12 protein-coding genes are annotated in these 12,048 nt (G+C 33.4%); 5 read left to right on the forward strand and 7 right to left on the reverse strand.

The features are described 5' to 3' along the window. Entirely contained in the window at nt 1–954 is a 954-nt protein-coding gene (locus ACYQ39_RS02330) for a dipeptidase (protein WP_459840265.1), read from the reverse strand. Nucleotides 955–1,011: 57 nt separating this feature from the next. Further along, nucleotides 1,012–1,737 carry an MBL fold metallo-hydrolase gene (locus ACYQ39_RS02335; RefSeq protein WP_459840266.1) on the reverse strand — a complete coding sequence of 242 codons (726 nt, stop codon included), beginning with the start codon at nt 1,735–1,737 and terminating at the stop codon, nt 1,012–1,014. 139 nt (nt 1,738–1,876) lie between these two features. On the opposite strand from ACYQ39_RS02335, the gene ACYQ39_RS02340 reads away from it, so the two are divergent. Together ACYQ39_RS02340 and ACYQ39_RS02345 are read left to right on the forward strand one after the other, a co-directional pair. Continuing rightward, nucleotides 1,877–2,620, forward strand: coding sequence for a threonine/serine exporter family protein (locus tag ACYQ39_RS02340; protein ID WP_459840267.1), 744 nt, complete (start codon nt 1,877–1,879; stop codon nt 2,618–2,620). Beyond that, nucleotides 2,620–3,063 carry a threonine/serine exporter family protein gene (locus ACYQ39_RS02345; RefSeq protein WP_459840268.1) on the forward strand — a complete coding sequence of 148 codons (444 nt, stop codon included), beginning with the start codon at nt 2,620–2,622 and terminating at the stop codon, nt 3,061–3,063. The genes ACYQ39_RS02340 and ACYQ39_RS02345 overlap by 1 nt, the downstream gene beginning before the upstream one ends. Before the next feature lie 10 nt (nt 3,064–3,073). Here the strand turns inward: ACYQ39_RS02345 and ACYQ39_RS02350 are convergent, their stop codons facing one another. The 4 genes from ACYQ39_RS02350 to ACYQ39_RS02365 form a co-directional block, all read right to left on the reverse strand. Beyond that, entirely contained in the window at nt 3,074–4,744 is a 1,671-nt protein-coding gene (locus ACYQ39_RS02350) for a bifunctional diguanylate cyclase/phosphohydrolase (RefSeq protein ID WP_459840269.1), read from the reverse strand. Nucleotides 4,745–4,802: 58 nt separating this feature from the next. Then, nucleotides 4,803–7,151 (reverse strand): Lon protease family protein, encoded by a 2,349-nt coding sequence (locus ACYQ39_RS02355; RefSeq protein ID WP_459840270.1) that lies wholly within the window; start codon nt 7,149–7,151, stop codon nt 4,803–4,805. 73 nt (nt 7,152–7,224) lie between these two features. Further along, nucleotides 7,225–8,244 carry a potassium channel family protein gene (locus ACYQ39_RS02360; protein WP_459840271.1) on the reverse strand — a complete coding sequence of 340 codons (1,020 nt, stop codon included), beginning with the start codon at nt 8,242–8,244 and terminating at the stop codon, nt 7,225–7,227. Nucleotides 8,245–8,280: 36 nt separating this feature from the next. After that, complete coding sequence (locus tag ACYQ39_RS02365) at nt 8,281–8,754, reverse strand: demethoxyubiquinone hydroxylase family protein (protein WP_459840272.1); 474 nt, start codon at nt 8,752–8,754, stop codon at nt 8,281–8,283. A 153-nt stretch (nt 8,755–8,907) separates the two neighbouring features. Here ACYQ39_RS02365 and ACYQ39_RS02370 point away from each other — a divergent pair, with 153 nt between their 5' ends. The 3 genes from ACYQ39_RS02370 to ACYQ39_RS02380 all read left to right on the forward strand — a co-directional run bounded on the left by ACYQ39_RS02370 (nt 8,908) and on the right by ACYQ39_RS02380 (nt 11,822). Beyond that, entirely contained in the window at nt 8,908–10,218 is a 1,311-nt protein-coding gene (locus ACYQ39_RS02370; RefSeq protein WP_459840273.1) for an FAD-dependent oxidoreductase, read from the forward strand. Further along, nucleotides 10,218–10,511, forward strand: coding sequence for a ferredoxin family protein (locus tag ACYQ39_RS02375; RefSeq protein WP_459840274.1), 294 nt, complete (start codon nt 10,218–10,220; stop codon nt 10,509–10,511). The genes ACYQ39_RS02370 and ACYQ39_RS02375 overlap by 1 nt, the downstream gene beginning before the upstream one ends. Nucleotides 10,512–10,616: 105 nt before the next feature. Further along, nucleotides 10,617–11,822 carry an MFS transporter gene (locus ACYQ39_RS02380; protein WP_459840275.1) on the forward strand — a complete coding sequence of 402 codons (1,206 nt, stop codon included), beginning with the start codon at nt 10,617–10,619 and terminating at the stop codon, nt 11,820–11,822. An 8-nt stretch (nt 11,823–11,830) separates the two neighbouring features. Here ACYQ39_RS02380 and ACYQ39_RS02385 read toward each other — a convergent pair whose 3' ends face one another. Beyond that, nucleotides 11,831–11,986 (reverse strand): hypothetical protein, encoded by a 156-nt coding sequence (locus ACYQ39_RS02385; protein WP_459840276.1) that lies wholly within the window; start codon nt 11,984–11,986, stop codon nt 11,831–11,833. Between the last annotated feature and the right edge of the window lie 62 nt (nt 11,987–12,048).

Raw genomic sequence — 12,048 nt, forward strand, 5'->3', positions numbered from 1 at the left:
CTAACCTATCACTTCTTTAATCACTCGTTCTCCATTCTTAAAGAGTATCTTCTCTATCTCTACTCCACTAAAGCCATTCTTCTCTAAAGCATGAATCAATTTATCTATCTCACTAATGTTACTTATCTCTATTTGAGAATCAGTCCCATCAAAATCTGAACCCAGGGCAATTACATCACTTCCTCCTACCTGCTTAATATGTTTTATATGTCTAACTATATCTTCAACTTTACTTACTTTACTGCCTCCTAAAAAATCAGTCACAAAATTAACTCCAATAATCCCCCCTTGGTTAGCTATTATCTTGATCATATCGTCAGTTAAATTTCTAGAGTGATCTCTAACTGCTCTAGCATTAGAATGAGAAGCTATAAAAGATTCTTCTGATAAATGGGCTACATCCCAAAAACCTTGGTCAGATAGATGAGAAACATCAACTAACATTCCTAGTCGATTCATTTCTCTTACTACTTGCTTACCAAAGTTAGTTAAACCTTGCTCTCTATACTCTAGCTTAGAATTAGGATAGCCTAATTGATTAGGATAATTCCAAGTTAAAGTAATTGCTCTAACTCCTAACCGATAGAAATTTCTTAAATTAGCTAGACTCTCTTGTAACACTCCACCTTCTTCTATACTCAAGAAAGCAGATATCTTTCCTTGTTCTTGATTTAACTTTAGCTCTTTGTAGTCTCTTGCTATGGCTATCTCTTCCTTGTTAGTCTCAAGTAGTTGATAAAACTTATCTAACATTGCTAAAGATTCCTCTAGCTTATCTTCTTCAGCAGTAGGTTCAGCAGCCAGATCTATATAAAGAGCAAAGAATTGAGCTAACGAGTTGGCCTTCTTTAATTTATGTAGATCTATATGCAAATCATTCTCTTTTAAACTAATCTCTTCTCTACTATCAAATATCTTACTTACTGTATCACAATGAAAGTCAATTAAATTCATTTTATCACCTCTACTCTTTTTAAAATTAAAATTGGGCCAACAGTTGGCCCGAAACTACTACTTCTTAAACTCTATCTGATCTCCTCTTTCTTTAATCTCAGCTACTTCTGTTGGTAACTGACTAACATGCCTAGCAAAATCAGAAGTAATCTGATAGTTATCAGCAAAATGAATTGGTACCAGCAACTTAGGTTCAATTGTCTCAATGAAATACTCTCCAGCTAGATAATAATACTCCTCTAATCTTGGATCAACTGGCACAAAAGCAATATCTATCTCTTTATCTTCCAGTCTAGCTAACTCTTCTTTAAAATCTTTCTCTTCTTGCTTACATTCCTGAGGACTAAACTTCTTCCAGTGCCACCAATTAAGGTCTCCAGCATGAAAGATATTCAATCCATCAATTTCAGTATAAAAAGAAAGACCTTGGTCGGTAGTACCATAGGTCTCAACCAATATATCTTCTAACTCTAGTTTCTGATACTTGTCCATTTTATAGCGATTTTCTTTCTTTTTAGCTTGGACATCAGAACTTAAAAGATACTTAATCTCTCTTTCTGTCTCCCAATCAAAGATAGTTGGATTAAAGTGATCATGATGATTATGAGTTACAAATACAAAATTATTATCACTTGTAAACTCCTTAGCATCTAGCACCCCATTACTTAGACTTCTTTCTCTCTTAGCAGGAGTATCATTATAATAATCAAATACTAAGAATGAATTAGTAGTCTCTACTGCTACACCACTATGATAGAGATGATAAATATTAGCTTGAGTCATAATAAACCTCCTTTTAATGATAAATAGATCTATCAATTTATCTCTTACTATGATAGTATCTAAATTCTAGATTAATAATCTACTTCCTGTTTGTAACTACAAAATAATCTATGATATATTGAAAATAAGGAGGTAAAACATGGCTACCCCAAAACAAGTTTTAGATATTGCCAGTTATGCTGGTGAAATAATCTTAACCAATGGCGCCGAGATATATCGTACTGAAGAAACAATCAATCGTATCTGTCAAGCTTATGGTATGAAATACACTCAGAGTATAGTCACTCCCACTGGGCTATTTGTATCAATTGATGATGGCTATACTATTGTCAAAAGGATTCATAATCGTAGAGTAAATTTAGATAAGATCAGCCAAGTAAATAATCTTTCTCGACAGCTGGCTCAAGAGACTATAGAATACCACAAAGCTATGACCAAACTTCATGAAATTGCCACTGATAAAAATGAATATAACCTATTTACAGTCGTATTATCTAGTTCATTAGCTGCTTCTATGTATGTTATTTTAGTTAAAGGTAGCTATATTGACCTACTTCCTGCTTTAGTAGCCAGTTTAGGTGCTCAATTATTCATTAATATTAGTGGTTTCTTAAAAGAAATTAATTTCATTTCTGAATTAATTGCTGGATTTATTGCAGGAATTATTTCTAATCTATTTTACCACTTTGGTATCGGAGAAAATCTAAGTATTATTACTGTTAGTGGTATCTTGTCTTTTGTTCCTGGAGTATCAGTAACAAATGCCATTCGAGATGCTATTAATGGTGATTTGATTTCTGCTACCAGTCGTGGAGCAGAAGTCTTTCTAGTAGCTATTAATTTAGCTGTTGGAGTAGCAATGGCTTTAGGGGTGTTTCAGTAATGGATATATTTTTGGATCTACTGGCTAATTTTATTTTAGTATTAGGTTATGGAATTACTTTTCAGGCTCCTAGAAATAGTCTACCTTTATTAGGACTGACTGGTACCTTAAGCTGGGCTGGACTCTTAGTTGTCCAAAAAATTGCTAATAACTTAATACTGGCCTCTTTTATAGCTGCAATAATTGTTGGTATCTGTGGAGAAGTATTTGCTAGAATCAAAAAATTACCAGCTACTGTCTTTGTTATTTCAGGGGTTCTACCTTTAGTTCCAGGAGTTCCAGCCTATCATACTATGCTCTATCTAATAAAAGATGATTATTTATCAGCACTAGAAACAGGACTTAAGACTATATTAATTGGAGGTGCTATCTCCTTTGCTATAGCTATTGTAGGAGCTGGAGCCAAATATTATAAAGAATTAAGAGGAAATAAAAGAAGTTAGTGTGAGAAAATTACTTCTCACACTTAATTACTTGCTTAATAAAAATATCTACTAGTTTAGGATCCAATTTATCTGCTGATAACCTTTTTAACTCTTCTCTTGCTACTTCTAGACCAACTTGCTTAGCTAAAGATTGATAACTATCTACTACAGCAATTACACGAGATAATAAAGGGATATTCTTTTCTTTTAACCCTTGAGGATACCCTTCTCCATTCCACTGTTCATGATGAAAGAGAATACAATTAGCAATTGGAGTTAATTCTTGAAAATTCTTAGCTAATCTATAACCAATTTCTACATGCTCTTGTAGTTTTAACTGCTCTTTAGCAGTCAAGCATTTATCATCCCTAATCAATATTTCTTCTTCAATAGCCAACTTACCAACATCTTTAAATCTAGCTAATAGACTCAACTTCTCTAACCTATCTATTGATAAATCTAATTCTCGGCCTAATTTTAAAGCTAATTGCTTACTTTCTTCTAAATCAACTCCTAATTCATTAGCTTGGGCCAACATATTATCTTCTAGCGAACCCAACATTCTACACTCTCTATTCTTCTTACAAGATAACTTATTCTGATACATTCTGTTTTCAGCCTGATTGATTATCTCCTCTAAATCCTCTGCACTTTTTTCTTTAGTAGCCTGACCTAAAGCTATATCAGGATTAATTGGTTCAAAACTAGAAGTCTGACATTCTTCATTAATTCTATCTATTACCTTCTGAACCTGTTTACTAGTTGTAGTCGGTAGAATAACTCCAAATTCATCTCCTCCCCAACGTGCTACAATATCTTTTTTTCGCGTAACACTTTTCAGAATAGTAGCTATCTCTTGTAATAATTGATCTCCTCTATCATGACCGAAGACATCATTAACTACCTTTAATCCATTAACATCACCAATAATAACACTCAAAGGCAGTTTACCATCTTTATCTAATTGATCTAATTTTTCTTGATACCCATGCCGATTATATAACTCAGTTAAATAATCATGGCTATTTACATACTTGATCTTCTTTTCTGCTTCTTTACGCTGACTAATATCCTGATGAGTACCAATAATCCGTAAAGCCTCTCCCTCTCTATTTCTACTAATTATTTTACCTCGACTCAGAATCCATTTCCACTTACCTGACCTAGTTAATACTCTACACTCTACTTCATAAATAGATTTTTCACCTATTAAATGAGACTCCATTTCTTCTCTCATCTGTTTCATATCTCCAGGATAAAAAAGATGCTGTAAGTCACTAAATTTACCTGATAGGTTTTGAGGTTTATAACCTAACATATCTGCCCACTGGTAATTAAAATAAATTTCATCTGTCTTTAAATTCCAATCCCAAATTCCCTGATTCGTCCCCCACATAGCCAATCTGAGCCGCTCCTTACTATCTCTTAACCTCTCTTCAACATCCTTACGTTTAATTATATTCAATAGTAAAATAAATATCGCCAATCCCAATAACAAAATTAATCCAATAAAACTCCAGATTACTATTTTATATTCATAATAAATAAATGAGATAAGAGATCTTCCGTCTACTTCTTTCAAAAAACTATAATTCTGGTATACTATTTCATTATCTTTTAACTGAAATCCTCTAGCTAAAGCAATACCAGATATTAAGGAGAGGCCCACTATCAATAAGATGATTTTTTGACTTAGCACTCTCCCTCCCCCTTCTCTGCAATAAAATTAAACCAGACCACGTGGCCTGGTTTAGTAATTAATCCTGTTCGTCATTGGCCCACCTGTTGACTTTATCTTGAACTAAAGAATTAATTGTATCAGCTTCCATACCAGTTAATAGCTCAATTCCTTCTTTGATATTACTAGCAGTATAAATATGAAATTTATCTTCCGCTACTGCCTCTACTATCTCATTATCTAACATTAAATCAGATATATTCTGTTCTGGAATTAAGACACCTTGGTCATCAGTCAAACCATCTTCCTGACATATTTTAAAGAAACCTTCTACCTTCTCTGTTACTCCTCCTACTGGTTGTATCTCCCCTTGTTGATTAACAGAACCTGTTACTGCCAAGTCTTGTCTGATAGGCACTTCAGCTAAAGCAGATAAGAGAGCATACAATTCAGCACTTGATGCACTATCTCCATCAATAGAAGAATACATCTGTTCAAAACATAAACTAGCTGATAAAGATAATGGGTTATCTTGTGCAAACTTCTCTCCTAGGTAAGCTGCTAATATAAATACTCCTTTACTATGTATCTTACCGCTTAAATTTACTTCCCGCTCAATATCGATAACTCCTTGTTGGCCTCGATAGACTGCAGCAGTAATCTTACTAGGTCGCCCAAAACGATAGTCTCCTAAATCAAGTACTGACAGACCATTTATCTGACCTATTTTTTTACCTGTAGTATCAATTAAAATCTTATTTTCTTGATATAATTGCTGTAATTTATCTTCATAACGCCCTAATCTCTGATCTCGCTTATCTAAAGCCTTCTTTATCTCTTTTTTAGTAATTATATCCTGATTATTTAACTTAGCTACAGCATCTGCCTCATATAATAGATCAGTAATTACATTGAATTTAGTGGATAACTTAGTCTGATTTCCTTTTACCCGCGCAATATATTCTATTACTTCTTCTACTGCTTTATGTTCTAACGGATGTAAGTTTTTATCTTGACATTGCTGGGCAATAAACTGGACTAACTGATAATTATTCTGTTGGTTCCACTCCATCTCTTGATCAAAATCAGCCTTAATCTTAAATAATTCTTTAAAATCAGAATCATATTGATATAATAATCGATAAATCTCTGTACTGCCTAATAAAATAACCTTAACATCCAGAGAAATAGACTCTGGTTCTAAAGTTACTAAAGGAAATTTATCATATTCCTGACCTAAATTTTCAACCTTCAATTCACTGGTTTCAAGTACCCGTTTTAAGACTTCCCAAGCTTTAAAATTAGATAGCAACTGCTTAGCATCTAAGATCAAATATCCTCCATTAGCTTGCTGTAAGGCACCAGACTTAATATTAAGCAGATCAGTCTTTATCTGATTTCCATGACTATCATATTCAATTCTGCCTACTAAATTATAATAGGTAGGATTAGTTTCTACCACTACAGGAGCACCATCTAGCTGGCTATTATCAACTACTAAATTAACTTTATATCTTGTAAATTTATCTTCTGGATCTTCTCCTTCATCTAATAATAAAAAACCAGCCCCTGATTTATCTTCACTAAATATATCTATATTATCTAGGATATCAGACTCTAAATCTCCAAAATAATTGATAATTTCATTAAATTCTGTATATCTATCAACTAAAGGATCTAAATACTTACTAACTATTTCTGAAGCCAAATCTTGTTTTAAATTCTCTATTTCAGTCTTATATTCTTCTTTAATCCCTTTAACTTTCTCTAATACTTCATCTATCTTTTCTTGGATTACTTGAGTAAACTCCTGAATATCTTCCCGCTCTTCAATAGATAATTGTCTATAACCTTCTTCGCTCATAGGGTTTCCATCTTCTGATAAAGGAATAATAGCAAAGCCTTCTTCTTCTTGCTCTAAAATAAAACCTAACTCTTCTACTTCTGCCTCTAATTGACTCCATAAAAGATTACTTTGACTTTTATATCGATTCTGTAATTGATTCTTTTGCTGAGAATATTCTTTACTAGAAAATATCTGTTCAAGTTCTTGCTTAAGATTAGTCAATAATTCATCTAAATCTTCTTTAAACTCTATCCCTAGACCTGCTGGCAATCTTAAAGCCTGGGGTTCATTAGGAGCTTGAAAATTATGAACATAACATAAATCATCAGGTATCTCTTCTGTCTCTGCCTCTTCTTTGATTAAAGACGTAAGATACTCTCGTTCCTCAGTACCACAGAAATTAAGAGCAAAAATATTGTAACCTTTCTGGTTCACCTGCAATCCAAAGTCAATTGCTTCTAATGCCCGCTTAGCCCCTAAAGCAGTAACAGCAGGTTCTAACTCAGCCGTCGTCTCAAAATCTAATTGGCTTAAATCACATCTTCTCTTTAAATCAGCTGGAGCTAATTCAGACCCTACCACTCTGCTCCCCCCTTTCTTAATCACATTATATTTCTCTTAAGGGGATTTCGATAATATTATTTCAAAAAATTATCTAACAGGCACCATATCTTTTTTGAGCAATATAAATTAGTTTATCATTCTCTCTTACTTGTTCATTATTATCAGGATTGGTTATAATTTCATCTCCTCGTTTAAGTCCAATTAGGATTAACCCATCCTTCTCTTTATACTTAGTAAAAATATTGAAAAAAGTCTCTCCTATATCTTCTTTTCTAATATTTAACATATAAAGTTGATTTCCACTTTCATTAGACAATAATTCCTCAACCACTTTTGAAGTACCACTATATAAAGCTGATCTAACTAACAATTGACTACTAATAGCATTCTCAACTATAATCTCATCAACATTAGCATTTTTAAGATGTACCTTATTCTTACTATCACTAATCTCTGCTACCGTATAAATTTTAGGATTCAGATTTTCAATATTTAAAACTGTTAATACTGTTTTAGCATCATTCTGTTCTCGATTAAGTACAATAGCTGCTCTAGCTTTCATAACCCCTGCTTTCTTAAGTATATCTTCATTATCCATAACCCCTTTTACAAAATGAATTGAATTCTGATCGGGGAAAGGATCTCTTTCAATATCAGCTACTAAAACAATCTGTTGTTCCAAATTTTCATTAATAATATGTCTAATTATATCTCTTACTTTAGGGTTCCAACCACAAACTATAAGGTGTTCTTCATATCTAGCTGGCACTTCACCAAACTCCTTTCTCCGCTTAGTTTCAATAAAGATATCTGCTAACTTAGCTGTAATACCACCAAAGGTACCAATTCCAAGCATCATAACTAAAATAGCTATTAGTCTACCTGAAAAAGTCTGCGGATACATATCTCCATAGCCAACAGTAGTAGCTGTTACAATTGCCCACCATAAAGCATCACCAAAACTTTGAAAGTAGACTCCTTTTTCTACTACTAAAATCCCCCCTGCGCTAATAGGAAGGACTGTAATTACAATTATCAATAATCGCCGCAACGTTTTGCTATTAAGTTCCGTCTTAATTTTATGAACATATCTACGTAAAAAGTTAAACATTTTTTTACCTCCTGATAGTATACCAGGATGATTTTACTAACTTTCTGATATATTCTGATTTGACTTCTTCTGATCTTTAAACTCCTTCTTCTGATGAGCAAACCAACTATGATGCATATCTTCTTCTATTAAATTACTCCATAACTTTTTCTTAAGCCTTTTAGATTTAGATTGCTGAATTAGCTTTCTATAATCTTTGATTGCTCTACGTTCCAAAGCTAAATTAATACGAAATAAATTTACTGTTCCTGTTAAAGAGGTTAAGTTACCTGCTGCTGCACCAAATAATAAGCCTAAATCAGCTCCTACTGCAGTAGGTTTACCACCTAGCCTTTCAATTTCTTGCTTAAAAAAGTTTATATGTGTTTTTTCTGTTGAAGCAAATTTATCTAATACTTTCTTGATATAGTCATCTTTACTTCTTTTATACTGTTTCTTATACAGCTGGTATTGATTAATCTCTAAGAAATAAAACCAGTTTAACTTTAATAACAATTCACTATCTTGCATACTAGTCCTCCTCAAAATATTGATAGTTAATCTCAATTTATATTTTATCGCCGGGAAGATAATTTTATACAAATAATGTCAACATAAAAAGAAGGTAATTACTCACACTATATATAGTAATCTAAAATGTCAGTTTATAAGCGAGGTGGCAAAATGGGACATGATCGTTATGATGCTATAGTCGTTGGCGCTGGCCCAGCTGGTGCTAGTGCTGCACTTAAATTAGCAGAAGATGATCTATCTGTAGCATTAATCGAAAGAGGAGAAGAACCTGGTAGCAAGAACATGTTTGGCGGAAATATTTATCGTGAACCAACTGCTGAAATCATACCAGCCTTCTGGGAAGAAGCTCCTTTAGAACGACCATTAGTTACTGATGAATTATGGATGATGGATAAAGATTCAGCAGTCAAAGTTGGATTTACAGGATTAAGATTTAAAGAACCTCCCTATAATAAATTCTCAGCTATTAGAAGCAAATTTGATAAATGGTTGGCCTACAAGGCAGCTAATGAAGGAGCTAACCTAATAACTAGTACTCTAGTTACTGACTTAGTCTATCATAAAATAGGTCTATTAAAGAAGAAAGTAGATGGAGTTAAATTGGATAATGGAGAAACTATCAGGGCCAATGTCGTTGTTCTAGCAGAAGGAGCCAATGCTATTCTAACTAAAAAAGCAGGTCTCAGAGGAAAGTTAGAATCCTCTAGTATGACTCTCTATGTTAAGGAAGAGTTGGCCTTACCAGCTAAAAAAATAGAATCCCGCTTTAACTTAGAACCTGGCGAGGGAGCCAATATTGGTATGATTGGTTATCCTACTTCCAGTGTTGTTGGTAAAGGTGGCATCTGGACCAATAAGGAATCTATTTCTTTAATTGTCGGTGGTTATTTGAATCAGATTAATAGTAAAGGAGTCAGCCCTTATCAGATGTTAGAACATTTTAAATCTCATCCATTAGTACACAGAATGATTGAAGGAGCTAAACCTATAGCCTATAAAGCACATATTATTCCTAAAGGTGGCTATGAAAAATTACCTACTCTCTATGATGATGGTATCCTAGTAATTGGTGATGCTGCAATGATGATCAGTGGTCGCAGAGGTAGTGATTTAGCTATGCTCACTGGTTTATATGCTGCCGAAACTATATCTCAAGCTAGAGCAGCTCAAGAATTTACCTCTCAAATTCTTAAAGGTTACCATAAGCGTATAATGAATAGTTTCTTTATGAAGAATATAGAAGGGAGTAAAACAGCAGAAAAATATTACAAACTACACCCTGATTCTGATTTTTTACTTGCTAAAGCTGCTAATGATGCTGCTTACCGTTTCTTTAAAGTAGGCTTAGAACCTAGCAAAAAAAAGATGCAAGAAATAAAAAAAGAGATTTTTAATATGCAATCTTTTAAAAAGACAGTTAAAGATATCTACTATGGTTGGAAGGATTGGGGGGTATTCTAATGGCTAATTTCTTAAAAAGTGAAGAAGCACCACTAAAATATGTAACAATCAAAGTTGATGATAAATCACATATTCATATTAAAAATCCCCAAGTCTGCTTAACTGAATGCGAAAATAAACCTTGTACCTACTATTGTCCTACTAGAGTCTATTCTTGGGATGGAGAGACTAATAAAATTAAAGTGAATTATGCTCGATGCGTTGAATGTATGGCCTGCCCTTATGGTTGTCCCTACGAAAATATTGCTTGGCAGTTTCCTGAGGGAGGTTATGGAGTAAATTATCAATCATAAAAAGTCAGTATTAATAAAAAAGAAAGGAGGAGTCTGAGCAGAAACTAGCTCTATCTGTTATTTAAACTTGTTCTTTAATTGGTTTCTGCAATCAGACAGAATTATATGGAAAGAAAATATAAAATGATGGTAGGTATCTTTGCTACAGTACCTTTTTTAATGGTCCTAGGTAATTCAATGTTAATTCCAGAATTTCCAAAGATAAAATCAGCTTTAGGAATCAATCAGTTTCAAGTCGGCTTAATGATTACTCTTTTTTCTGCTTCGGCAGGATTGGCTATTCCTTTTTTAGGTTATTTATCTGATCGATATGGACGAAAGACCGTTTTAATCCCTTCCTTAATTACTTATGGATTAGGAGGTGTAGTGTCTGGAATTACAGCTGTAATACTAGGCAAGAAAGGCTACTATATCATATTACTTGGTCGAATTATCCAGGGAATTGGGGCTGCAGGAACTTACCCTATTGTTATTGCTTTAGTTGGTGATATATTTCAGTCAGAAGAAAGAAGTGAAGCTTTAGGAATAGTTGAATCAGCTAATGGAATAGGAAAAGTTCTTAGTCCTTTACTAGGTGCTGCTATAGCTTTAATAGTCTGGCATGCTCTCTTCTTTTCTTATGCTTTTTTATCTATTCCTATTGTCTTAGGAGTCTATTTTCTAGTAGAAGAACCAGATGGCAATACTAAAGATGAAGGCTTAATCAATTATCTATCACAGATTAAAGATATCTTCTCGAAAAAAGGAGTTCCTCTTTTCTTTAGCCTATTAGCTGGAGTAACAGTCTTATTTATTCTATTTGGAGTCTTATCCTTTATTTCAGACTTGTTTGAAACTAAATATAATGTTAAAGGAGTCAAAAAAGGATTACTAATTTCATTACCTATCCTCTTTATGGCAACTAGCTCTTATCTTTCAGGACTCTATTTAAAGAAAAAGGGCAAATATTTTAAACACTCAATGTCTTTAGGATTAATTATTGTTGCTATCTCTTTAACAATTCTTCCTTTCTTAGATGGCTTAGTTCTCTATTTAGTTCTAATTGGAGTATTAGGTATTGGCAATGGATTAGTATTACCTGCTCTTAATACATTAGTAACTAGCACAGCCGCTAGTACCCACCGAGGTGGAATTACCTCTATATATGGTAGCTCACGATTCATAGGTGTAGCCTTTGGCCCTCCTACCTTTAGTCTATTAAATGAAATTAGTACAACAGTAATGTTTATAACAGCCGCAGCTATTGCTTTAATTGTATCCTTGCTCACTTACTTCTTAGTCAAAGAAGATGTACTTTTGGCCCAAGAATGAAAAGAGGGTTAATCCTCTTTTCTCTTTTCTTTTTTATTTACGTCTCGATATTTACTTAAATAACGACTATAAGTATCAAATAGATTAAGATTAGAACCTTGTTTAGGTCGCCCAATCCATAATAAAATAAAAACAACCATTAAAATAGTTACTATCCACCACATATAAACTCCTCCTTGTCCTTTTTTTAATTATAAAACTGCCACTCAATATCAACAAAACTCCA

This window comes from Halanaerocella petrolearia (assembly GCF_054657875.1).